Origin of the sequence: Flavobacterium sp. XS2P24, assembly GCF_030010285.1 — a bacterium.
Lineage (GTDB): Bacteria > Bacteroidota > Bacteroidia > Flavobacteriales > Flavobacteriaceae > Flavobacterium > Flavobacterium algoritolerans.
In genome coordinates this window covers 208,272-230,709 of record NZ_JASCRU010000003.1, presented here as the reverse complement: position 1 = coordinate 230,709, position 22,438 = coordinate 208,272, and the positions used below count along the sequence as shown (strand labels likewise).

At 32.3% G+C, this 22,438-nt stretch carries 21 protein-coding genes; 10 read left to right on the top strand and 11 right to left on the bottom strand.

What is annotated here, in order from left to right; all coding sequences use genetic code 11:
* Positions 1-99: 99 nt before the first annotated feature.
* Positions 100-720: an L-threonylcarbamoyladenylate synthase gene (locus QLS31_RS04185; protein WP_282742809.1), complete on the top strand. Its 621-nt coding sequence runs from the start codon at positions 100-102 to the stop codon at positions 718-720.
* 100 nt (positions 721-820) lie between these two features.
* Here QLS31_RS04185 and QLS31_RS04180 read toward each other — a convergent pair whose 3' ends face one another.
* From QLS31_RS04180 to QLS31_RS04170, 3 genes are read right to left on the bottom strand one after another with little or no spacing between them, the layout of a single operon-like run.
* Positions 821-1,654, bottom strand: coding sequence for an OmpA family protein (locus tag QLS31_RS04180; RefSeq protein WP_282742808.1), 834 nt, complete (start codon positions 1,652-1,654; stop codon positions 821-823).
* 44 nt (positions 1,655-1,698) lie between these two features.
* Positions 1,699-2,706 carry a glycosyltransferase family 2 protein gene (locus QLS31_RS04175; RefSeq protein WP_282742807.1) on the bottom strand — a complete coding sequence of 336 codons (1,008 nt, stop codon included), beginning with the start codon at positions 2,704-2,706 and terminating at the stop codon, positions 1,699-1,701.
* Positions 2,707-2,719: 13 nt separating this feature from the next.
* Positions 2,720-3,169: a type I restriction enzyme HsdR N-terminal domain-containing protein gene (locus QLS31_RS04170; protein ID WP_282742805.1), complete on the bottom strand. Its 450-nt coding sequence runs from the start codon at positions 3,167-3,169 to the stop codon at positions 2,720-2,722.
* A gap of 92 nt (positions 3,170-3,261) precedes the next feature.
* Here QLS31_RS04170 and holA point away from each other — a divergent pair, with 92 nt between their 5' ends.
* From holA to ettA, 3 genes are all read left to right on the top strand, one after another.
* On the top strand, positions 3,262-4,266 hold the full coding sequence (gene holA / locus QLS31_RS04165) for a DNA polymerase III subunit delta (protein ID WP_282742804.1): 1,005 nt from the start codon (positions 3,262-3,264) through the stop codon (positions 4,264-4,266).
* 76 nt (positions 4,267-4,342) lie between these two features.
* Positions 4,343-4,525, top strand: a complete 183-nt coding sequence (locus QLS31_RS04160; protein ID WP_091169561.1) for a CAL67264 family membrane protein — start codon at positions 4,343-4,345, stop codon at positions 4,523-4,525.
* Between the two features lie 69 nt (positions 4,526-4,594).
* On the top strand, positions 4,595-6,289 hold the full coding sequence (gene ettA, locus QLS31_RS04155) for an energy-dependent translational throttle protein EttA (protein ID WP_282742802.1): 1,695 nt from the start codon (positions 4,595-4,597) through the stop codon (positions 6,287-6,289).
* A gap of 64 nt (positions 6,290-6,353) precedes the next feature.
* On the opposite strand, the gene QLS31_RS04150 is transcribed toward ettA, so the two are convergent.
* The 3 genes from QLS31_RS04150 to QLS31_RS04140 all read right to left on the bottom strand — a co-directional run bounded on the left by QLS31_RS04150 (position 6,354) and on the right by QLS31_RS04140 (position 9,244).
* Positions 6,354-6,479 carry a hypothetical protein gene (locus QLS31_RS04150; protein ID WP_282742801.1) on the bottom strand — a complete coding sequence of 42 codons (126 nt, stop codon included), beginning with the start codon at positions 6,477-6,479 and terminating at the stop codon, positions 6,354-6,356.
* Positions 6,480-6,556: 77 nt separating this feature from the next.
* The gene (locus QLS31_RS04145; protein WP_282742799.1) at positions 6,557-6,973 is read right to left on the bottom strand and encodes a DCC1-like thiol-disulfide oxidoreductase family protein; all 417 of its coding nucleotides are present in this window, start codon (positions 6,971-6,973) and stop codon (positions 6,557-6,559) included.
* Between the two features lie 105 nt (positions 6,974-7,078).
* On the bottom strand, positions 7,079-9,244 hold the full coding sequence (locus tag QLS31_RS04140; protein ID WP_282742798.1) for a DNA mismatch repair protein MutS: 2,166 nt from the start codon (positions 9,242-9,244) through the stop codon (positions 7,079-7,081).
* Positions 9,245-9,389: 145 nt separating this feature from the next.
* On the opposite strand from QLS31_RS04140, the gene ung reads away from it, so the two are divergent.
* Positions 9,390-10,061 carry a uracil-DNA glycosylase gene (gene ung, locus QLS31_RS04135; RefSeq protein WP_282742797.1) on the top strand — a complete coding sequence of 224 codons (672 nt, stop codon included), beginning with the start codon at positions 9,390-9,392 and terminating at the stop codon, positions 10,059-10,061.
* Between the two features lie 149 nt (positions 10,062-10,210).
* Here ung and QLS31_RS04130 read toward each other — a convergent pair whose 3' ends face one another.
* The 5 genes from QLS31_RS04130 to QLS31_RS04110 form a co-directional block, all read right to left on the bottom strand.
* Entirely contained in the window at positions 10,211-10,585 is a 375-nt protein-coding gene (locus QLS31_RS04130; RefSeq protein ID WP_282742795.1) for a DUF4258 domain-containing protein, read from the bottom strand.
* Positions 10,586-10,621: 36 nt separating this feature from the next.
* On the bottom strand, positions 10,622-11,821 hold the full coding sequence (locus tag QLS31_RS04125) for an alanine dehydrogenase (protein ID WP_282742793.1): 1,200 nt from the start codon (positions 11,819-11,821) through the stop codon (positions 10,622-10,624).
* Positions 11,822-11,915: 94 nt separating this feature from the next.
* Positions 11,916-12,389, bottom strand: a complete 474-nt coding sequence (locus QLS31_RS04120; protein WP_282742792.1) for a GNAT family N-acetyltransferase — start codon at positions 12,387-12,389, stop codon at positions 11,916-11,918.
* 8 nt (positions 12,390-12,397) lie between these two features.
* Positions 12,398-12,805 (bottom strand): tRNA (adenosine(37)-N6)-threonylcarbamoyltransferase complex ATPase subunit type 1 TsaE, encoded by a 408-nt coding sequence (gene tsaE / locus QLS31_RS04115; protein WP_282742790.1) that lies wholly within the window; start codon positions 12,803-12,805, stop codon positions 12,398-12,400.
* 71 nt (positions 12,806-12,876) lie between these two features.
* On the bottom strand, positions 12,877-14,430 hold the full coding sequence (locus QLS31_RS04110; protein WP_121342078.1) for a response regulator: 1,554 nt from the start codon (positions 14,428-14,430) through the stop codon (positions 12,877-12,879).
* Between the two features lie 465 nt (positions 14,431-14,895).
* Here QLS31_RS04110 and QLS31_RS04105 point away from each other — a divergent pair, with 465 nt between their 5' ends.
* The 5 genes from QLS31_RS04105 (at position 14,896) to QLS31_RS04085 (ending at position 22,400) form a co-directional block, all read left to right on the top strand.
* Entirely contained in the window at positions 14,896-15,585 is a 690-nt protein-coding gene (locus QLS31_RS04105; RefSeq protein WP_282742787.1) for a hypothetical protein, read from the top strand.
* 28 nt (positions 15,586-15,613) lie between these two features.
* The gene (locus tag QLS31_RS04100; RefSeq protein ID WP_282742785.1) at positions 15,614-16,558 is read left to right on the top strand and encodes a hypothetical protein; all 945 of its coding nucleotides are present in this window, start codon (positions 15,614-15,616) and stop codon (positions 16,556-16,558) included.
* Between the two features lie 75 nt (positions 16,559-16,633).
* Positions 16,634-18,964: a tellurite resistance TerB C-terminal domain-containing protein gene (locus QLS31_RS04095; RefSeq protein WP_282742783.1), complete on the top strand. Its 2,331-nt coding sequence runs from the start codon at positions 16,634-16,636 to the stop codon at positions 18,962-18,964.
* Positions 18,961-20,274, top strand: coding sequence for an ATP-binding protein (locus QLS31_RS04090; RefSeq protein ID WP_282742781.1), 1,314 nt, complete (start codon positions 18,961-18,963; stop codon positions 20,272-20,274). The genes QLS31_RS04095 and QLS31_RS04090 overlap by 4 nt, the downstream gene beginning before the upstream one ends.
* Positions 20,274-22,400, top strand: a complete 2,127-nt coding sequence (locus tag QLS31_RS04085; RefSeq protein ID WP_282742779.1) for a DEAD/DEAH box helicase — start codon at positions 20,274-20,276, stop codon at positions 22,398-22,400. Before QLS31_RS04090 ends, QLS31_RS04085 begins: the two co-directional genes overlap by 1 nt.
* Positions 22,401-22,438: the final 38 nt, after the last annotated feature.

Genomic DNA, 22,438 nt, shown 5'->3' with positions numbered 1-22,438 from the left:
GTGGTCAGTTCTTCAGTGTTCAGAGGCAGTTTGACTAAATATAAAATCAGATGACTGAAGTTTTAAATCAGAAATCATTAATCAAAAATCTTAAATCTGATGGCTCAATTTATAAAAATATACGAAGATAAACCTAATGAAGCGGCAATTGCCAAAGTAGTTAAGGTTTTAAAAGATGGAGGATTAGTAATTTATCCAACGGATACCGTTTATGGTTTGGGTTGTGATATTACTAATACCAAAGCTTTGGAACGTATCGCAAAGATTAAAGGAATAAAGCTGGATAAAGCTAATTTTTCCTTTATCTGTCACGATTTGAGTAATATATCCGATTATGTAAGGCAAATTGACACACCTACTTTTAAACTATTAAAAAGAGCTTTGCCAGGACCTTACACGTTTATTTTACCCGGAAATAATAATTTACCAAAGGAATTCAAAAAGAAAACTACTGTTGGAATCAGGGTTCCTGATAATGCGATAGCTATAGAAATTGTGAAGCAGTTAGGGAATCCAATTGTTTCGACTTCTATTCACGATGAAGATGATGTGATTGAATATACGACTGATCCGGAACTTATTTTTGAGAAATGGCAAAACCTTGTCGATATGGTTGTTGATGGCGGTTATGGTGATAATATGGGATCAACAATTATTGATTTATCGGGAGATGAACCTATTGTAGTGAGAGAAGGTAAAGGAAGTTTGGACATTCTTTAATTAGTATTCAGTCCTGAAGAGTCGGGATTAGTGTTCCGTAAAAACCATAAAAAAACGTCCCGATATTCGGGACGTTTTTTATTTCAAATATAATCTGAAATTATGGTCTTTGTTTTTTCATCTCTTTTTCAATCATTTCATAAAACTGATCGATTTTAGGTAAAACAACAATACGAGTTCTTCTGTTACGAGCTCTGTTTTCAGCGGAATCATTTGCTACTAAAGGAATATATGAGCTTCTTCCTGCTGCAATCAATTGTTCTGGTTTAACACCTAATTGAGTTGTTAATACACGAATGATAGAAGTAGAACGTTTTACACTTAAATCCCAGTTGTCTAATAAAATACCTGAGCCATTGTAAGGAACATTATCAGTATGACCTTCAACCATACATTCAAAATCTGGTTTGTCATTTACTACTTTAGCCACTTTAGCTAAAACACCTTTTGCTTTGTCAGTTACATCGTAACTTCCTGTTTTAAACAACAATTTGTCAGCAATAGATATAAATACAACTCCTTTTTCAACATTTATTTCGATATCTGGATCAGAGATTCCTACAGCGCTTTTCAAACTAGTAACTACAGCAAGTGTTACACTGTCTTTCTTAGTCAAAGCATCTTGCATTCTGCTGATTTTTAAATCTTTCTCTTTGATAGATTCTAAAGCTTTTTCAATGTTTTCAGCTCCTTTTGTAGACAAGATCGTCATGTCTTTAGAAGTACTTATTAATCCTTGGTTTTGCTCTTTTAATAACGATGCAGTAGCAGAAAGCCCTGCTTTTTCTTCTAAACAAGCATTTAATTTTACTGTTGCAGTATTTAATAAGTCTTGAGTTTCTTTATTTCTAGCTTCTAAATCAGTGTATTTCTTTTTAGAAACACATGAAGTCAATAGCGCTAATACAGATAAGGCAATTACTATTTTTTTCATAAATGGTATTAATTTAATAAAATGTTAAAGACAAAGTTACTTTTTTATATTTGTTTTGTTCTAAATAAATCGTTAAAAACAACGATTTTCTTAATAAAATAGATGTAAACGATGCTTTTTGTGTTGTAGTATTTTTGCTTTTGAAATTTAGTTCTTTTTTTATAATGATCTAAAAAAAGTTTGTAAAAAGAAAAATGTGCTTTTAAAATGGCAATAAAATGATTGAATTTTCCTTTCATAAGAAATTGTATTCCAGCAATACCATCCAGAACCATTCTGCTCAAAATAATCGAATATAATTTATTTTTAGGAAGGTTTTTTGTCAACATCAATAAGGAGTTTCTAAAATTTAAAAACGTTTTCTTTGGGTTTCCCTGCTGTAAAGTTGCTCCTCCTACATGATAAACAACTGATTCTGAAATGTATTTTATTTTATATCCTTTATTAAAGACGCGCCAACACAAATCAATTTCTTCTTGGTGTGCAAAAAAAACATCATCAAAACCCATTAATTCTTTATAAACGACGCTTCTAATAAAAAAACAAGCTCCGGTTGCCCAAAATATTTCGCAATTGTCATCGTATTGTCCGTTGTCTTTTTCTAAAGTGTCAAAAATACGACCGCGACAATACGGATATCCATATTGATCTATAAAACCACCGGCAGCACCAGCATATTCAAAGTATTCCTTATTTTTAAAATCCAATATTTTAGGCTGAATTATAGCGGTTTTTGGCTCATTCTCGAAAGTTTTAAGAATAGGTTGTAACCAATTTTCGGTCACCTCAATATCCGAGTTTATCAAGGCATATATATCAGCCTCAATATGTTTTAAAGCTTGATTGTATCCATCTGCAAATCCTAAATTAGTGTCGTTTTTTACAATCTTAACCGAAGGAAAAAAAGCTTTCAAATAGGAAACAGAATCATCTGTAGAAGCATTATCAGCAACATACACCGTGGCTTCCGGAGAATATTTCAGCACTGAAGGCAAAAATTTTTCTAACAATAAAATTCCATTCCAATTCAGGATGACAACAGCTATTTTCATTTAGATTATTTGATTATACAATTTTATACATTGGCAATTCAGGGAGGAATTGATATTTTTCATTTCCAAAATCCATTTGGCAAAAGTAATGATTCAATCCATTGGTTACCATCAAAAATTGTGCATTCATAGTCATGTTATAACGGGCGATTTGATCAAAAGTCGCTTGTGCAATTTTTACTTCAGGTGCTTTGCATTCAATTAAAATGAAAATAGAACCATCAGAATTGAAAACCACTACATCGTATCTTTTGCGCAAGCCATTGACTTTTAAAACTTTCTCTACATTAATCAATGATTTTGGGTATTTTTTTTCTTCCAATAAAAAATGGACTACATGCTGACGAACCCATTCTTCGGGTGTAAGAATGATAAATTTTTTCCTGATTTCATCAAAAATGGAGACTTTATTTTCGCTATTTTTGAAACGAAAATTATAAAGCTGAAAATTTAGTTTTTGCATAAAGCAAAAGTATTAAATAAGTTTAAAATTTAGGGTTTAAAAGTTTCATTCGAAGCAACAAACTTTAAACTTCAAACTTTAAACAAAAAGGAATGGACGAGGTCATAAAAATTGTAAATGATATAAAAAGCGGGAACATCAAACCAATCTATTTTTTGATGGGCGAAGAACCATATTATATTGACAAACTTTCAGATTATATTGAAGAAAAAGTCTTATCCGAAGAAGAAAAAGGCTTCAATCAAACCATTTTATACGGAAGAGATGTTTCTATAGAAGATATCATTTCGACTGCAAAACGCTATCCAATGATGGCGGAACGTCAAGTGGTCATTGTTAAAGAAGCCCAAGATTTAATCAGGACCATAGATAAACTGGAAAGTTACGCTGAAAACCCAATGGCAACAACAGTTTTAGTTTTTTGTTATAAATACAAAACGCTTGATAAACGTAAAAAAGTAACCAAACTGTTAGCCAAAAACGGTATCGTTTATGAAAGTAAGAAACTATATGAAAACCAGGTAGGAGAGTGGATTAAGCGCGTTTTAGCCGGTAAAAAATATTCGATTGAGCCTAAAGCAAATGCTATGTTGGTAGAATTTCTTGGGACAGATTTGAGTAAAATAAACAACGAACTCGAAAAATTACAAATTATTCTTCCGGTTGGAAGCACTATAACTCCCAAAGATATCGAGGAAAATATAGGGTTCAGTAAGGATTTTAATGTATTTGAATTGCGAAAAGCTCTTGGCGAACGCAACCAATTAAAAGCCTATACAATTGCTGAAAATTTTGCTCAGAATCCAAAAGACAATCCAATGGTGGTTACTACAAGTTTAGTTTTTGGATTTTTTATCCAATTATTGAAATACCACGGTTTGAAGGACAGAAATCCAAAAAATGTATCAGCTGTATTAGGCGTAAATCCATTTTTTTTAAAAGAATATGATGTGGCTTTGAAAAACTATCCGATGAAAAAAGTAAGTCAAATTGTTGGCGCTTTAAGAGATATTGATGTAAAAAGTAAAGGTGTTGGTGCTAATGCAATGTCTCAATCTGATTTGTTACGAGAAATGCTTTATAAAATATTTAATTAAAGGACAAAAATTTCCGATATTTGCACTCCCGTTCCGACACTTTGGAATCGGGTTATTTAAAATAAATACCACAATTATGGGAATGAATAAAAACACTATTTTAGGTTGGGCTACTTTGATAATGATTGTAATGGGTTTATTGCTTATCGCATTAGGCGCTTTTAGATATGATGATGTAGCAGGCTGGGGATTTGCAGCTGTAGGTGTTGGCTTTTTGGCTAATGCTTGGGTGTTTAGTTCGCTTAAAGGCAGACTTTAGTAGTAATTTTTAATATAGATTTTAGACTTAAGACCAAATAGATAATATAATTTAAATTAAAAAATAGAGATGGCAGACGATAAAAAAGTGATATTCTCAATGTCAAAATTGAGTAAAACGTATCAAGGAGCAGATAAACCAGTACTTAAAAACATCTATTTGAGTTTCTTTTACGGAGCTAAGATTGGTATTTTAGGTTTAAATGGTTCTGGAAAATCTTCCTTATTAAAAATTATTGCCGGTGTTGACAAAAACTATCAAGGTGATGTCGTTTTTGCACCTGGTTATACGGTAGGTTATTTAGAACAGGAACCTATTTTAGATGATAGTAAAACGGTTATTGAAATTGTAAGAGAAGGAGTTGCTGAAACGATGGCAGTTCTTGATGAATTTAATAAAATCAATGATAGTTTTGGTTTGCCAGAAGTCTATGAGAATGCAGATAAAATGGAGCAATTGATGGATCGTCAAGCGCTTTTGCAAGATAAAATTGATGCATTGGGTGCATGGGAAATCGATACCAAACTTGAAATTGCCATGGATGCGTTGCGTACTCCGGAAGGTGACACGCCAATAAAGAATTTATCTGGGGGTGAGCGTCGCCGTGTAGCTTTATGTCGTTTGTTGTTGCAACAACCTGATGTTTTGCTTTTGGATGAGCCTACGAATCACTTGGATGCAGAAAGTGTACTTTGGTTAGAACAACATTTAGCACAATATGCAGGAACTGTAATTGCAGTAACGCACGATAGATATTTCTTGGATAATGTTGCCGGTTGGATTTTGGAATTAGACAGAGGTGAAGGTATTCCTTGGAAAGGGAATTATTCCTCTTGGCTAGACCAAAAATCAAGCCGTATGGCATTAGAAGAAAAAGTAGCTTCGAAACGCAGAAAAAACTTAGAACGCGAGTTGGACTGGGTTCGTCAAGGAGCCAAAGGGCGTCAAACGAAACAAAAAGCGCGTTTGCAGAACTACGATAAATTATTGAATGAAGACCAAAAACAATTGGATGAAAATCTGGAAATTTATATTCCAAATGGTCCACGTTTAGGGACGAATGTAATTGAAGCTAAAAATGTTGCTAAAGCATTTGGTGATAAATTACTGTATGATAATTTAAATTTCACGTTGCCACAAGCAGGAATTGTTGGGATTATCGGACCCAACGGGGCTGGTAAATCAACCATTTTCAAGATGATAATGGGTGAAGAAAAGCCAGATTCAGGTGAGTTCTCAATAGGAGATACTGTAAAAATCGCTTATGTAGATCAAGCGCATTCTAATATAAATCCAGACAAATCAATTTGGGAAAACTTTGCTGATGGTCAGGAATTGATTATGATGGGCGGAAAACAAGTAAATTCAAGAGCTTATTTGTCACGATTTAATTTTGGTGGTGGAGAACAAAACAAGAAAGTTTCGATGCTTTCTGGTGGAGAACGTAACCGTTTGCACCTAGCAATGACTTTGAAAGAAGAAGGAAACGTATTGCTTCTTGATGAGCCTACAAATGATTTGGATATCAACACACTTCGTGCATTAGAAGAAGGTTTGGAGAGTTTTGCAGGTTGTGCGGTAGTTATTTCTCACGACAGATGGTTCTTAGACAGAATTTGTACACATATTCTAGCTTTTGAAGGAAACTCTGAAGTGTACTATTTTGAAGGTGGTTTCTCTGAGTATGAAGAAAACAAAAAGAAACGTTTAGGTGGTGATTTAACTCCAAAACGATTGAAATACAGAAAATTAATTAGAAGTTAATTTTTCTAATTATAGATTATAACAGAAAGAGGATGTCCATAAAGGCATCCTCTTTTTTATGCTGTTATTTTTTTCTGTCGGAATTCATCATAATTAAAACTGCGGCAACCAGTCCTATGATTACTAAACCAAATACGACAACCATTATAAAAGTTCCGTTATCCCAAGAAAAAAGTGTAATGTCTTTCATGATTAATTAAATTTTAGATTGTCCAAATATATTATTCTTGCAAAATAAAAGGTATGATAATTATCATGATTGGGTGTTTAATCTAAAAATTTGGCTTGTAGCTCTTTTGTGGGAATCAGGCAAGTTTCCTTTTTTCCAAACCATCTGTACCGGTTCTTAGCGATATAATCATAAATATGGTTACTGAATGAAGTGGGTAATATTGAAAATAGTGAAGCAAAATAAAATATTCCTCCCAAATGTTTAGCAATATCTAATGCTGCTTCGGATTTATAATAGTAGGCAAAACCAGGCTGATACAGAATAATACTATCCGTTTTTTGTGTATCAATTCCCAAGTGCTTGATGATTTTTTGACCTAAATCAGATTGTAAGGCTACAAACCGGAAAACATCTTTTTTATCATGCTTAATAATCATTTGCACCGCCGAATCACACAGATTGCAAACGCCGTCAAAGAGGATTATTTTTTTGTCTTTAGGAATATTGAGCATTTTCTTGTTTTGTTATGTCATTTTGAGAAACGGGCGCCTTCGTATTAGGTTGCTCAACTTGCTTCCTGTTAGTGCGATTGCTTCGTTCCTCGCAATGACTTTAGTTTACTTTTTCCCGGCTTCCACAAACTCCAGCGCTTCCAGACTTACTTTTGAAGTAAATACACCATAGTTTACGGTTGCTTTATTTTTTTCAATAGAATCAATCGTTCCCACCGCTTTTCCGTCAAACATTCGCACGCGATCACCTACTTTTAGAACTGGTTTTGGTTTTTCAATCACTACTTTCAATTTCTTCTCTTTCTTTTCTTTTCGGATCTCTTCAACCTGCACCGTAACTTCTTGAATGACTTCTTTTTTCTTTTCAATTAGCGCTTTCGACTCTTTGGTTGTGGCTTTCTTACGCTTTGAATTTTCAATTTCAATGATTTTCAAAAATTCACCAAGGAGTTCTTTCTTGTTTTTATTATTAAAATATTTCTCTGAAATGTCTTCAATTTTTTGTCCAATGTAAATCGTTTTTTGGTTACTGTCATACAATTCTTGATAGCTTTCCAGTTTTTGCTTGATTTTTACATTGATATTCTCCATTTTTTTGCCTTCTTCACGCGCTTTGGTTTCCTCTTCTTTGAGCGTTTGTGAAGTTTTCTCCATTTTAGAACGTTCTTTCTGAAGGGTTGCAATGGTTTTATCGAAACGTACTTTACCCACTTCAATTTTCTTTTTCGCTCGATTGATTAAGCTGAAAGGAATTCCGTTTTTTAAAGCCACTTCAAACGTAAAGGAACTTCCGGCTTGACCTAAAGCCAATTTGTACATAGGTTCCAATGATTTTTCATCAAAGAGCATGTTGGCATTGGTGGCAAAAGGCAATTCGTTAGCCAGAATTTTTAGATTTGAATAATGCGTAGTAATAATCCCGAACGCTTCCCGATGGTAGAATTCCTCCAAGAAAATTTCAGCTAAAGCACCTCCTAATTCTGGATCAGAACCAGTACCAAACTCATCAATAAGGAACATGGTTTTTCTATTGCACTTCTTTAAAAAGTAGTTCATGTTTTTTAATCGATAACTGTATGTACTTAGATGATTTTCAATAGATTGATTGTCACCAATATCTGTTAAAATTCTATCAAATAAAAACGTTTCACTGCGTTCGTGCACCGGAATCAACATTCCGGATTGTAGCATTAATTGTAGTAATCCTACGGTTTTTAACGAAATAGTTTTTCCTCCCGCATTAGGCCCGGAAATCACTATGATTCTACTTTCCTGACTTAATTCAATAGTTTGCGGATGCGTAATTTCGTTTTTTTGTTTGTTGTTCAAATATAGAATTGGATGGTAGGCCTCTCTAAAATAAAGGCGTCGTTCCTCTGTAATTGTTGGCAAAATTCCATTGATTTTATTGGCATATTTTGCTTTCGCAGCAATTACATCAATATCACTAAGAAAATCCTGGTATTTGATTAAAAGCGGTAAATATGGGCGAATATAATTAGATAACTGTTTTAAAATTCGGGTGATTTCTTCTTTCTCTTCGTATTCAAGATTACTCAATTCACGGGAATATTGTAAAGTAGCTTCGGGTTCGATATAGGCGATACTTCCTGTTTTTGAACTGCCCAGAATCGATCCTTTTACTTTACGGCGATACATAGCTAAAACAGCCAAAACGCGTCTGTTTTGAACAAAACTTTCTTTAATATCATCCAAATATCCCAACGAATTGTAATGCGTCATTGCAGTTCCAAAACTTTGATTGACTTTTCCGCGAACAGCATTCATGCTCCTGCGGATGTTCAATAAATCCGGAGAGGCATTGTCTTTAATTTCACCATATTTATCGACTACTTCGTCCACCATCGTGATGATTTCTTTAGTAAGTTCGACTTGATTTGCTCTTGCGTTTATATTTGGATAATAATCCTCGAATTTTCTTAAAAAATTCAACAGGAAATTTACCGTTGAAGAAATGGTGGCAATTTTTCTAAAACTGCCTACTTCTAAGAAACTGTCTTCAATGGCCAGAAACTTTATTTCATGCGTGATAGCATCAAAACCATGATTGGGAATGGCATTGTTATTTTGGAAAGTCGAAACATATTCAGATGTTTGCATTAAGGCTTGCATCAAGGTTTCCTTGTCTTTAAAAGGGGTAATTTCTAATGCTTTTTGCTTTCCAATGTCAGTATTACAAATGGTCGAAATGGTTTCGAGAACAGTTGGAAATTGTAAATCTTGTAATGTTTTTTCAGTGATGGATATCATTTATCGTATAATTCTTTTCAACACAAAAATAGCTAATAGTTAAGACTATTTAACAGACTTTCACAAAGAATTAATGAATGTTTATTATCCTTTTTATGATTCAAAAAAATTTTCTCTCTGTATCTTTGCTTACAAATATTTAATTATGCATATCAATCTCAATCCCACTTGGCAATCCATTTTATCAGATGAGATCAAGGAACCTTATTTTCAAGAATTAATGGAAACGGTTGACGAAGAATATAAAAGTCATACGTGTTATCCTCCGAAAGAATTGATTTTTGCGGCCTTGAATCATTGCAGTTTCAAAGATGTAAAAGTGGTTATGATTGGTCAAGATCCCTATCACGGCAAGGGCGAAGCCAATGGTTTGTGTTTCTCTGTGAACAATGGTGTTCGAATTCCGCCTTCCTTACGTAATATTTTCAGGGAAATGAGTGAGGATTTGGAAACTATTTTCATGCCCACTTCCGGTAATCTTGAAGCTTGGGCAAAGCAGGGCGTTTTGTTGTTGAATGCCTCGCTGACGGTCAGAGAAGACAATGCGAATAGTCACAAACACTTGAAATGGAATCTTTATACTGATGCAGTAATTCAGAAAATTTCGGAAGAAAAAGAGCATGTTATTTTCTTGCTTTGGGGAAATTTTGCGCACAAAAAAGGATTAAAAATCGACCGAACAAAACATCTGGTTTTAGAATCCGGGCATCCTTCGCCAATGAGCGCCAATCAAGGGAAATGGTTTGGGAATAAACATTTTAGTAAAACGAATGCGTATTTGAAAAGTAATAATTTTGAACCTATAAAATGGTTATAGTTTTTTAAACTATTTTCAAATTATCTTTTCTGAACCATTAAGAAATTAAGTTTAATTAAGGTTTTAAAACTTAATTTTCTAAATATCTTAATGGTTTGATTTTAAAAGTACTATTTTCTAAAATTTACTTTTGTTGGTATAAAGAGTAATTATTTTTTAATAATATCCTCTAAAACAGCTTTGTCAGCGTAATTAATGACTTTCAAAGTTACCTCTTGGTTTTTGATTGTTTTTCCTTCGATGATATATAGCTTTCCTTTTTTAAGTTCTTTATTACTTTGGTCGAAATCTACATCACCATATTGTAATGTGTTTTTTATATCGGCAGTATCAATCCATTTTTCAGCCAAAATCTGTGATGCTTTATCCGAATAATGGAAAGGTTTGTTTCTCAAATCATTTAAGACTCTCGCATTTGGAAAATAGTTACAACGGGTATCTTTACCACTAAAAACTAACGCTACAAAAAACAGTCCTATTACTAAACCTACTAGATAATAGGCAAAACGGTGTATAAACTTCATGAATTATATTTTTGGCAAAGGTAGAAGAAAGTTTTCTTAAAAAACAATTAAATTAATGTCGTTATTGGGTAAATCAAACCAATCACCAATGGCACTATTTGTGAGAATTCCATGGTACATGTAAACACCATTTTTTAATCCTTTATCACAACGAATAGCACTTTCAATCCCACCATCTGCAGCAATTTGCAGCAAATACGGTGTTATGATATTACTAATGGATAACGAAGCCGTTTTAGAATATCGGGAAGGAATATTGGGTACGCAATAATGCAATACATTGTTTTTGATAAAAGTTGGTTTCTCATGTGACGTCACTTCTGATGTTTCAAAACAACCGCCGGTGTCAATACTAACATCAACAATTACAGCACCGTTTTTCATGTGTTCGACCATAGTTTCCGAAACAATTACGGGACAACGTTCTTTGCCTCGCATAGCGCCAATAGCGACATCACATCGTCTTAATGCTTTCAGTAAGGACTTTGGTTGTATAGTAGAAGTAAAAATACGCTGATTCAAATTATTTTGTAAACGACGTAATTTGGTAATGGAATTGTCAAAAACTTTGACATTAGCACCTAATCCAATAGCGGTTTTAGCGGCAAATTCACCAACAGTTCCCGCGCCAAGAATTACAACATCAGTAGGAGGAACACCGGTAATGTTTCCAAATAATAATCCTTTTCCAAATTCATTCGTAATCATCAACTCGGCTGCAATAAGAATCGAGGCAATTCCGGCAATTTCGCTCAAGGATTTCACCGCAGGATACGTTCCATCTTCATCTTTTATGTATTCAAAAGCAAGTGCAGTAATTTTCTTTTTTGTCAAAGCCTCAAAATAGACTTTCTTTCGGGTTTTAAGTTGAATGGCTGAGAGCAAAATCGTTTGAGGGTTCATCATTTCAATTTCAGCAAGCGTTGCAGGCTCTACCTTCAATATCATCGGACAACTAAAAACTTTCTTGGTATCATTTGTAATTTCTGCACCGGCATCACAATATTCTTTGTCCGTATAACTGGAATTTAATCCAGCGCCAGCCTCAATCATTACCCGATGCCCATGATAAGTCAGCGAGTTCACAGCGTCTGGAGTAAGACAGATACGGCGTTCCTGATAACTGGTTTCCTTTGGAATACCTATAAAAAGTTCGCTTTTTTTTCTGGCAACCTCTAGTTTTTCTTCTTGAGGTAATAGCTGTTGTTTTGTGAATGGCGTTATAGTAATTGACATTGATGTTGTTAAATTAAGGGTACAATTTACGTAAAAACTTTTAAAAAAAGTACACGATTTGTGGGGATAAATATAAGTTAACTTTCATTTACAATTAGCGAATAATTCTTTCCATTTTTATATCGGCTCGTTCATAAACGCCATCTTCCAACGGTATTTCTACGAAACCAAATTTTTCATACAAATGAATAGCCGACAGTAATTTTCGGTTCGAATATAAAATCAGTTTCTCCATTCCTTTTGCTTCGGCAATAGCAAGACAATGCAGCATTAGTTTTTTGCCAATTCCCAATCCTTGAACACCATCAGTAACTGCCATTTTACTCAGTTCAAAAGTCGTATTGTCAATTTTTATTAAGGATACCGTTCCAACGATTTCATCGTTATATTTCGCATAAAAAATCATTCCGCCTTTGTCTATAATTTGACCTTGCGGATCCGAAAGTACGATTTCGTCTTTGGGTTCAACCTTGAAATATTTTTTCAGCCATTCCAAGTTTAAGGTTTTTATAGGCGCTGCTAATGTTGCTGAAAAAGGGATGATTTCTACAGTATTGTCTAAACTCATAATTACTTTTAGCTTAAGGTTAAAGATCTTTTTCCATCAGTAAGCAGTGAAATAGTAATAACGGAATGTGTTTCAGGAATCAAATTTGGAATCTTCTCTGCCCATTCTATAAAGCACCAATTACCAGAATACAAATAATCATCAATTCCCATATCTAGAGCTTCTTCTTCTTTGTTTAATCGATAAAAATCAAAATGGTAAACCAGCTGATTATCATCGGATTCATATTCATTAACTAAAGAAAAGGTTGGGCTGCTCGTTGCTCCAGTAACGCCAAGCGTTTTACACAATTGTTTAATCAACGTTGTTTTTCCAACGCCCATTTCTCCGTGAAAAAGAATTACTTTTTTAGGATTTTCGGCTATTATTTTTTGTGCAACTTCTTCGAGTTGGTCTATAGAAAAAATGATATTCATTCTTTTAAAATTGTTTAAAGTTTAAAGTTTAAGGTTCTACCAAAAAACTGAAAACTGAGACTGACTTTTTTTTATTTCGGATTAAAAACTAAAAACGGAATAATCATTTCTTCCAATGAAATTCCACCGTGTTGATACGTATTTTTGTAATAACTCACATAATGATTGTAGTTGTTGACATACGCCAAAAACAAATCATTTTTTGCAAAAATATAAGAACTGCTCATATTTATGGTAGGTAAGCCAACATTTTTTGGTTCTTTTACCGCATAAACATCTTTGTGTTCGTAAGTCAAACTACGTCCGGTTTTGTAACGTAAATTCAAACTGGTGTTTTTATCACCTACCACTTTCGAAGGATTTTTTACGTTTATCGTTCCGTGATCTGTTGTTAAAATCAATTTGAAACCCATTTTTTGAGCCTGTTGAATGATTTCTAACAGTGGGGAATTTTTAAACCAACTCAATGTCAGTGAGCGATACGCTTTATCATCTGAGGCCAGTTCTTTTACCACATCCATTTCTGTTTTCGCATGCGAAAGCATATCCACAAAGTTGTAAACTATGGTAACCAAATCATTATCTTTTAAGGCTTTAAAACTTTCGGCTAATTTTTTTCCGCCTGCAAGACTGGTTATTTTAAAATAATCTTCCTTGATATTCAAACCCAATCGTTTCAATTGTGCTGTCAAAAATTCGGCTTCAAAAAGGTTTTTCCCACCTTCTTCCGGGTCATTTTTCCAGTATTGCGGAAACTGTTTTTCCATTTCCAATGGCGTTAAACCTGAGAAAATTGCGTTTCTCGCATATTGCGTTGCCGTAGGAAGAATAGAGTAGTAGGGCACTTCTTTTTCCAGTTTATAGTAATTTCCCACCACGCTTTCAAAGGCTTTCCATTGGTCGTAACGCAGGTTGTCAATCACTACAAACAAAATTGGCTTGTCTTTTTTCTTGAGTTCTGGAAGCACTAATTCTTTGAATAACGTGTGTGATTGAACCGGTTTATCCGCTTTTGGTGCAAACCAATCCTCATAATTGCGCTCAATGAATTTTCCAAATTGTGAATTGGCTTCTGTTTTTTGGGATTCCAAAATTTCAACCATACCCTGATCGTCGATATTTTCCAATTCCAGTTCCCAAAAAATCAATTTTTTATACAACTCAATCCAGTCTTCATAGGAATTTACCATCGCCATTTCCATGGTAATTTTTCTAAATTCTTTCTGATAATCCAGCGTAGTTTTTTGCGAAATCAATCGGGAATGATCCAGATTTTTCTTCAAGCTCAACAAAATCTGGTTCGGATTCACGGGTTTAATCAAATAATCGGCAATTTTAGAACCTATGGCTTCCTCCATAATGTATTCTTCCTCGCTTTTAGTAATCATAATCATGGGAACCGAAGATTTTTTCTCCTTCATTTCTGATAAGGTTTCCAAGCCGCTCATTCCGGGCATATTTTCATCCAAGAAAACAATATCAAAATTGTTTTCTTCAAAAATTGTAATCGCGTCAAGCCCATTGTTACAAGTCGTTACCTCGTAATTTTTCTTTTCCAGAAATAAGATATGTGGTTTCAAAAGGTCGATTTCATCATCTACCCAAAGTATTTTTATTTTATCCATAATTGTATAAACAAGTGTTCTAAAGTACTATTTAAAGTGCCAAATTACATTTTTTTGCAACGGCTACCTGCTAATATTATGATAATTTTTTAACATAGTTACGCTACATTTTATAAAACTGTAATTCGCTTTCGTTCTGTATTAGGTTTGTTCTTGGGCGTGACCCATCCTGCGTAAACTTCGTCCGGATCGGGCTGTACGCTGTATCTTTCCTTTTTAAAGAAAAAAGGAAAGGATTTTTAACTGCTATCGGGGCTCATGAAATCGTGCATTATTAGAAATTTTTATCTCAATACGGTTTCCCGTAAAGCAATATGTTTTCATTTCTATAAATTTGCCAAAAGAATAAAAAATCTAAACACCAACTTTTCTGAAAATATCAGGAATGGAATTGTTTACGATAAGAATAATCTGTACTATTTTATTTATATATTTGGAATGCACATAAATTAGCAATAACCTAAGATGAATCAAATATTAGAAATTATTTATAGTCACCTTTGTAATGAAGAAAATTATAGATTAATTACTATTGAAAAGACTGAGCCTACATCAATAAGTTCATATGAATATGAGGAATTTAGAAAAGATGTAAAAGAGCGTTTAAAAATTAAATTAAAAACAGGTTTGTGTAGTGAATTTCTAATTAATCAACTTGCAATTCATAAAGCTAATTTAGGAGAAAAGTATAGCGATAAAATCGAATTTTACAATGTTTCAGAAATTCTTAATTTAATAGAAAAAATAGAAAATGATAAATTAGTTGGTCTGCCTTATAATAAAGAACCGCTTAAGGGATATCTTCATATTCATCATAATACATATTCAGGATTTGGAGCTTCGCTTGTTAGAAATGTAAAAGAATATTGGTTTAAGAACGGAGTAATTCGCCCACATAGAGTAGAAGAATTTGAAGAAATCTTAAATCAGCATAGTAATGGCAAACTATCTACTGTTGCTATAATGATGCATCAAAAAGCTGTTTTCAATAGAAATTTAAGAGGAGAATGGCTAATCTATAGAATAGTTGACAGCAAAAAATACTATCTATGTTTAGCTTCACACAGAGAAGGAGTTGATAGAGTTAAAAGTGATGAAAATATTTTTGTAAATAAAATTTCTAAATGTTTATTGGAGTTTTCAGAACTAAAATAGCTAACTAGTATTTTAATAAAATGAAAGAATGACTACATATAAAACATTGAGGTCTTATGAAGCAAGTGAGCGTCGAATTGAGAAAGCGCGTCAAAAAACAATAGAGATTCAAAATGCTTATAAAGCAGTAACTGATTGGAAAAATTATGTACTAACTTTAAAAACGATTCATTTAAAATCTTCTCCTGTTATTGATTGGATAAAAATTAAAAACACTGAAAAACCATACGAACCAAAAAGAGAATATAAAAATGAAGATTTTGCTAAAAATAAATTAGAAAATTTCAAACCCACTTTTTTAGATAAATTATTTGGTTTAATTCCAAAAAAAATAAATAAGCTTAAAGAATTTTTAGAACAAGCAAAAGTTAAAGATGAAAATGAAAACGATGCTAATTACAAAAAGTATTTAGATAATCTTAAAGACTGGGAAAAGTTGCAAGAAATAAGTCTAGGGGTTGAAAAAAGTCAAATTGAATTTTATGAAAAAGCTCTTGAATATTTTAGCCCGTTTTCGAAAATTAGCGAATTAGGAAATCAGATTAACATTAATCTAGAAAATGATTTTATTGATGTTGATTTGACAGTTAATGGTCTTGATGTTATACCTGACTACGAACTAAAGCAAACGTCGACGGGTAAATTATCTAAAACAAATATGCCTAAAACAAGATTTAATGAACTATATCAACAACACGTTTGTAGTTGTGTCTTAAGAGTAGGTAGAGAAGTATTTGCCCATTTGCCATATAAATATTCAAGAGTAAATGCGATTACAAAAATTATCAATCTTCAAACAGGAAACATTGAAGAAAAAATAATTCTTTCAGTGATTTTTGCATCAAATACACTGCAAAAATTAAATTTTGGAGTAACTCAACCATCAGATAATATACAGAGTTTTTTTAATAATATGATATTTCATAAAATTAATGGGTTTAATATCATAAGCAGAATGGAATTTAATAAATGATAGAATAATCAAGCTAATTTCATTGAAATTGCTACTCTATTTTTAGTGCGTTTTACAATAAAATTTCAACATAAAATGATGACAATATTCATAATAGGAATAATAATCTTTATAATATACATTGCTTCGAGTAAAGACGATGGCTCTAGACAAAATAATACCTATACAAATTATAATAAGAAGTATGAATCAGATGCTGTAATTCGAAATGAATTAATGCAGAAACTCAATAAAAATATTAAAGTTACTGTAACAACTTCAAGTTCTTCAAACAACATCAAGGATAATCCTATTATTGACGTTACGAGTCAATCCACGCAAATAAACTCAAATTACCGTATGATAAAATACAGTAGTGGAGTACCTAAATGGGAAGATAAACAAATTTATTCTTTTTCTGAAATCACTAAAGCTACACACGAACAAATACAATTTTATAATTTTTACAAAAGGAGCTTTATAAACGGTGATATTGTGTTTTTAGAAGGAAATACAAACTACGCTTTTATCCTGATGTTTGAACTTCAAAGTGAATATAAAAAAGACAAAAATTTATTAAAATTAGAAACCCAATTTAATAAATTAGGTGAATGTTATCCTGCAATAAAGCCTTATGTAGTTTCATTTCTTGAACAAAAAAGACAAGAAGTTGATATTAAGTCTAGTTCGTTAAACAATTATAAGAATGACTCTGTTATTGATGTCACAGGTCAATTCTCCAAAATACGCTCTAATGGGGTTTTGGCTAAATATATTCTAGGTGTGCCTGAATGGAAAAATCAATATGTATATTCTTTTTCTGAAATCAATCAGGCTTCTAATAACCAAAAGGGGTTTTATAATATTTTTAAGAATAGCTTTCTAAATGGAATTTATTATGATTTGTATAAAAATACAAACTATGCTTTCATTCTAATAAATGACTTTAAAAACGAATATGAAGAGGATAAAAATTTGCTAAAACTAGAGACCCAGCTAAAAAAAATAGGGGAAATTTATCCTGACACAAAGCCTTATGGAGGTCTAATTCTTAAACAAAAAAAGGAAGAGGTAAACATTTCTGCGTTAAATAATGTCAATACTTATTCCAATAGCAATTTTTATGAAGAGTATTGGAAATTAGGAAGCAAATACAAGGACAAACTGAAACTGAATGAAGAGGAGGTAAAACTTCTTAATGCTATTTACAATCCAAATAATGCCTTTTTCAACATTGAGTATTGTGGTCTTGAAATCCTAAAACTTTATATTGCAGTAATTTCAGCATTAAAAGATAAATATATTCAAGAGGAAACTAATATTGATAAGCAATTTTTGGCTGTTGCAGATGTAATTGCAAGAAAACATTTCAGATACAGGAATGGGAGTCAGAATTACAAGTATTGCATTGAAACAACACCTAATGAATTTTACTCACATATTTTTAAATGTTGTGAAAACTCGGTTCGCGAACTTTATGGTCATAAACGTAAACTAAATATTGATAATTATTATACCAATATAGAAGCCAAAACAGAGTTTGAAACAAAAATACTTTCCAAAGCAACCGAATTATTACCGATTTTAATTTCAAAAGTTCCTCGACCAAACGAAAACACAGACATTGAACTTTATACAATAAATACAAGTCGTTGGAAAATCAAGTTTGAGCAATTAACTGCAAATTACAATGATAAGCCACAAGAATTTATAGATTCAATTATTTCACTCGGAAAACTAAATAAAAAGAATCCATCTGTTGAAAATATATTTTTTGAAGCATCAAAATTTATTGCAAAATATGACAATGAATCTGCCTTATCCCTTTATATTCATTATCTGTATCAAGATTTAAAATCAGCGACTTTTGATAACAAACAGCATACAAAAACCATTCAAAAAAGTCTATTTAAAACGAATGAGCAATTACACGATTTTGAAAAAATTGTTAGTGAATTAATTAAGGACAAGGATTTAGAAAAAGCTTTAAAACAGATTCCAGAAATTTATAAAATTAAACGCAAAAAAATACAGTTTAATACCGCTTCAATAAATGAAATTCAAAAAAAACATTCCGAAACAGTCGAATTCTTAAATGAGTATCTAAAAGATGATTTTGAAGAGGATAACAATAGCATTAAATCTCAACAAATAAATAAAGAAGAAGTTCATCAGTCCACTTTTGTTAGTGAATTAACTTTTTCAGCAATACATACAACAGCATTAGAGCTATTTGCGAAAAGCAATTTTTCAGTATCTCAAAGCGAACTTGAAGTATTTGCAAAATCAAAAGGAGTTTTCAAAAGCCAATTAATAGAAAGCATTAATGATACTTGTTACGAGTTTTTGGATGATATATTGATTGAAGAAGAAGAGGATTATTACACTATAAACACGAACTATTTTCAAAGAATTTCAACAAAATGACAAACAACATTAAACCTAAAGAAGCCACATCAATTATCAATTCACTAATTGGGGGCGTAGTTCCTAAAATCGGCGTTCAACATATTGCTGTTGGGCGTTCCAAAGAAATAAATGCAGTAGTTTCCGCATTAGAAGATGTGAAGAATGGTCATAGTATGGTAAAATTTTGGATTGGCGATTTTGGTTCAGGAAAATCTTTTATGCTCCATTTGCTTAATACAGTGGCTTTAAAACAGAAGTTTGTAGTAGCCAATGCCGACTTTACTCCAGACAATCGTATGTATTCTAATGATGGGAAAGGAGTTGCTCTTTATACTGCCATTATGGATAATGTATCTATTCAGACCAATCCAGACGGCGGAGCTTTGCCAACTTTATTAGAAAAATGGATTGAGCAAGTTATCACTAAAACAGCGGACGACAATAAAATTTCATTGCCTGAAATTCGCAACGAACAATATTTAAATCTAATTCAAACTAACATTATGAAAACCATTAACGAGATTACCGATGTTGGTGGTTTTGACTTTGGATTGGTCATAATAAAATATTACGAAGGATATATAAAAAACGATGAGCAATTAAGAAGAAATGCCTTGAAATGGCTAAAAGGAGAATACAGAACCAAGACCGAAGCCAGACAAGATTTAGGAATTAGAGAAATTATCAATGATTTGAATTATTATGATATGCTCAAAAATTTCTGCAAACTATTTGTTAGTATGGGTTATAGCGGTTTTATGGTAAATCTTGATGAAGCTATTAATCTTTACAAGATTACAAATACTGCTGTTAGAGAGAAAAATTACGAAAAAATACTTACCATATACAATGATTGTTTTCAAGGAAAAGTTGCCAATTTGTTTTTCAATTTTGCGGGTACAAAAGAGGTTTTAGAAAACCAACGCAGAGGCTTTTTTAGTTACGACGCTTTAAAAACAAGATTGGTAACCAATAAATATGAAACAGCAGAAATAAGAGATTTTGCGCAACCCGTAATTCGCTTACTTCCTCTTAACCACGATGAAATATTGTTTTTGCTTAAAAATTTAAAAGCAATATTTGATTACAATTACAAAACGGAAATTTCAATAAATGACAGCGAAATACATCAGTTTATGGAAGAGTTGTTTAATAAACCTGGAGCTTCTGAATTTTTAATGCCAAGAGAGGTCATTCGAGAATTTTTAAACATCTTAAACATTATTCGTCAAAACCCAACAGTGGATAAAAAGATGCTATTTGGAGGACTTGAAATTTCAGATGAAAGACCAGCAGAATTTTCATTAGACAACATAGAAGAACTATAATGTCATTTGAGTTACTTTCAGAACCAATACGGAAATTTATTCGTGATAAAGGTTGGGAGGAATTGCGCCCAATTCAAACAGCCGCTATTGCTAAAATTTTGGCATCGGATGACAATTTTATTTTAGCATCAAGGACAGCATCCGGGAAAACAGAAGCCGCTTTTTTACCAATACTTTCAAAAGTGGACTTCAATGAGTCGGGTGTTCAAGTCCTTTATATTTCGCCTTTAATCGCTTTAATAAATGACCAATTTTATCGTGTAGGAGAACTTTGCAAAAATCTTGACGTAGATGTTGTAAAATGGCACGGAGAAGCAAACAAAACAGTAAAAGATAAGTTATTAAAGAATCCAAAAGGGATTGTTCTAATAACCCCCGAATCTTTGGAAGCAATGTTTGCAAACAAACCTTTCAATGTAAAGCAATTGTTTTCAAACTTAAAGTATGTCGTTATTGATGAAATTCATTCATTTATAGGAACAGATAGAGGAATTCAGTTGAAATCTATTTTATCAAGATTACAACAAGTTAATTCAAAATCGTTTAGTATTGTTGGACTATCTGCAACAATCGGCGATTATGACGAAGCTAAAAAATTTACAGGAGATGAATCAAAAACAAAAGTATTATTAGACAGGACTGCAAAAGAAATTAATGTGATATTTAAATACTTTAAAAGTAAAAACACCGATTTACCATTAGAGCTTTTAAAAGATTTATACACCGAAACAAAAGATAACAAAGTTTTAATTTTCCCAAACAATAGAGGACGTGTGGAAGAAGTTGCTGTAAAACTTAGAAAAATTTCAGCCTTAGTAAAAGGTCATTCTAATTATTTTTCACACCATTCATCTGTAGATAGAGAAGTTAGAGAATATGTAGAATACTTTGCAAAGAATAACAACAGACAAAATTTTTGCATTTCTTGCACATCAACGCTCGAATTAGGTATTGATATTGGAGCCGTTGACGAAGTGGTTCAAATTGATGCAACTCATAGTATTGCTTCACTAATTCAACGTGTGGGCAGAAGCGGACGAAAAGAGGGAAAAAGCAGTAATTTGTATTTATATGCCACAAATGAATGGAGTTTACTTCAATCAATTGCTTGTTGGTTATTGTACAAAGAAGGTTTTATTGAACCACCACTAAAAAATGAAAAACCTTATGATATTTTAGTTCATCAAGCTTTGTCAATAACAAAAGGATATTCAGGAATTAAATTAACGGTTTTAATAAGTCAACTTCGTGAAAATTCGGCTTTTAAAGGAATTGAATTATTTGAAATTGAAGAAATCCTTAATCATTTAATCGAAATTGATTTTCTTGAAAAATTGCAGCAAGAGGTAATAATTGGTGTAGAAGGAGAAATGGTAGTGAACAGTCGTGAATTTTACAGCGTCTTTAAAACCGAAGAAAATTTTAAAGTGGTAAATGCAGGTAATAAAATTGGGGAAGTACCATTTTCGCCCCAAATTATTGAGGATGAAAATATTTTATTGTCGGCTAAAATTTGGAAAATAAAATTCGTTGACCACAAGGCAAAAAAGATAGAAGTAATCCCAACAAGAGATGGAAAAAAACCAATGTTTTTTGGAAATGGTGGTGCAATACATCCAAGAATAAGAGAAAAAATGTTTGATATTCTTTATTCTAAAACAGATTACGATTTTCTCGACAAACCAAGTTCTGATGAAATAGAAATTCTTCGAAAAGGATTCTTGGTTTTCAATATTAAGGATCTACAATCAGACCGACCTTTACTGGCAATAGAAAAAAACATACAACTCTTCACATTCACAGGAACACGAATAAATAGAACTATACAATTGCTTTTAAATATTGCAGGAATTAAAAATACGCTTGACGACAGTAGTAGTTCATTTAATATTGAAGTTTCTAAACAAAAATTAATTTCTAAATGGAGTTCTGTATCTCTACCATTAGCAAATATTGACAGTCATATTTCTAATCTTTTGAAGACAAACCCAGCATTATTAGATTTTTCAAAATGGGGAGTTTATTTGCCAAAAAACTATAAAGTTAAACTTATAAAAGATAAATACTTTGACATCGAACAAACAGGACAATTATTGACATCAATTAAACTAATAGAAAATGAATAGTATTGAACAATTAGTTTTGATCTATTGCCAACTTAAAA

What these genes read in the sequence shown, in the direction of transcription:
- QLS31_RS04185 (WP_282742809.1), top strand. Translation starts at nt 100, where the DNA reads ATGGCTCAATTTATAAAAATATACGAAGATAAACCTAATGAAGCGGCA.
- QLS31_RS04180 (WP_282742808.1), bottom strand. Translation starts at nt 1,654, where the DNA reads ATGAAAAAAATAGTAATTGCCTTATCTGTATTAGCGCTATTGACTTCA.
- QLS31_RS04175 (WP_282742807.1), bottom strand. Translation starts at nt 2,706, where the DNA reads ATGAAAATAGCTGTTGTCATCCTGAATTGGAATGGAATTTTATTGTTA.
- QLS31_RS04170 (WP_282742805.1), bottom strand. Translation starts at nt 3,169, where the DNA reads ATGCAAAAACTAAATTTTCAGCTTTATAATTTTCGTTTCAAAAATAGC.
- holA (WP_282742804.1), top strand. Translation starts at nt 3,262, where the DNA reads ATGGACGAGGTCATAAAAATTGTAAATGATATAAAAAGCGGGAACATC.
- QLS31_RS04160 (WP_091169561.1), top strand. Translation starts at nt 4,343, where the DNA reads ATGGGAATGAATAAAAACACTATTTTAGGTTGGGCTACTTTGATAATG.
- ettA (WP_282742802.1), top strand. Translation starts at nt 4,595, where the DNA reads ATGGCAGACGATAAAAAAGTGATATTCTCAATGTCAAAATTGAGTAAA.
- QLS31_RS04150 (WP_282742801.1), bottom strand. Translation starts at nt 6,479, where the DNA reads ATGAAAGACATTACACTTTTTTCTTGGGATAACGGAACTTTTATAATG.
- QLS31_RS04145 (WP_282742799.1), bottom strand. Translation starts at nt 6,973, where the DNA reads ATGCTCAATATTCCTAAAGACAAAAAAATAATCCTCTTTGACGGCGTT.
- QLS31_RS04140 (WP_282742798.1), bottom strand. Translation starts at nt 9,244, where the DNA reads ATGATATCCATCACTGAAAAAACATTACAAGATTTACAATTTCCAACT.
- ung (WP_282742797.1), top strand. Translation starts at nt 9,390, where the DNA reads ATGCATATCAATCTCAATCCCACTTGGCAATCCATTTTATCAGATGAG.
- QLS31_RS04130 (WP_282742795.1), bottom strand. Translation starts at nt 10,585, where the DNA reads ATGAAGTTTATACACCGTTTTGCCTATTATCTAGTAGGTTTAGTAATA.
- QLS31_RS04125 (WP_282742793.1), bottom strand. Translation starts at nt 11,821, where the DNA reads ATGTCAATTACTATAACGCCATTCACAAAACAACAGCTATTACCTCAA.
- QLS31_RS04120 (WP_282742792.1), bottom strand. Translation starts at nt 12,389, where the DNA reads ATGAGTTTAGACAATACTGTAGAAATCATCCCTTTTTCAGCAACATTA.
- tsaE (WP_282742790.1), bottom strand. Translation starts at nt 12,805, where the DNA reads ATGAATATCATTTTTTCTATAGACCAACTCGAAGAAGTTGCACAAAAA.
- QLS31_RS04110 (WP_121342078.1), bottom strand. Translation starts at nt 14,430, where the DNA reads ATGGATAAAATAAAAATACTTTGGGTAGATGATGAAATCGACCTTTTG.
- QLS31_RS04105 (WP_282742787.1), top strand. Translation starts at nt 14,896, where the DNA reads ATGAATCAAATATTAGAAATTATTTATAGTCACCTTTGTAATGAAGAA.
- QLS31_RS04100 (WP_282742785.1), top strand. Translation starts at nt 15,614, where the DNA reads ATGACTACATATAAAACATTGAGGTCTTATGAAGCAAGTGAGCGTCGA.
- QLS31_RS04095 (WP_282742783.1), top strand. Translation starts at nt 16,634, where the DNA reads ATGATGACAATATTCATAATAGGAATAATAATCTTTATAATATACATT.
- QLS31_RS04090 (WP_282742781.1), top strand. Translation starts at nt 18,961, where the DNA reads ATGACAAACAACATTAAACCTAAAGAAGCCACATCAATTATCAATTCA.
- QLS31_RS04085 (WP_282742779.1), top strand. Translation starts at nt 20,274, where the DNA reads ATGTCATTTGAGTTACTTTCAGAACCAATACGGAAATTTATTCGTGAT.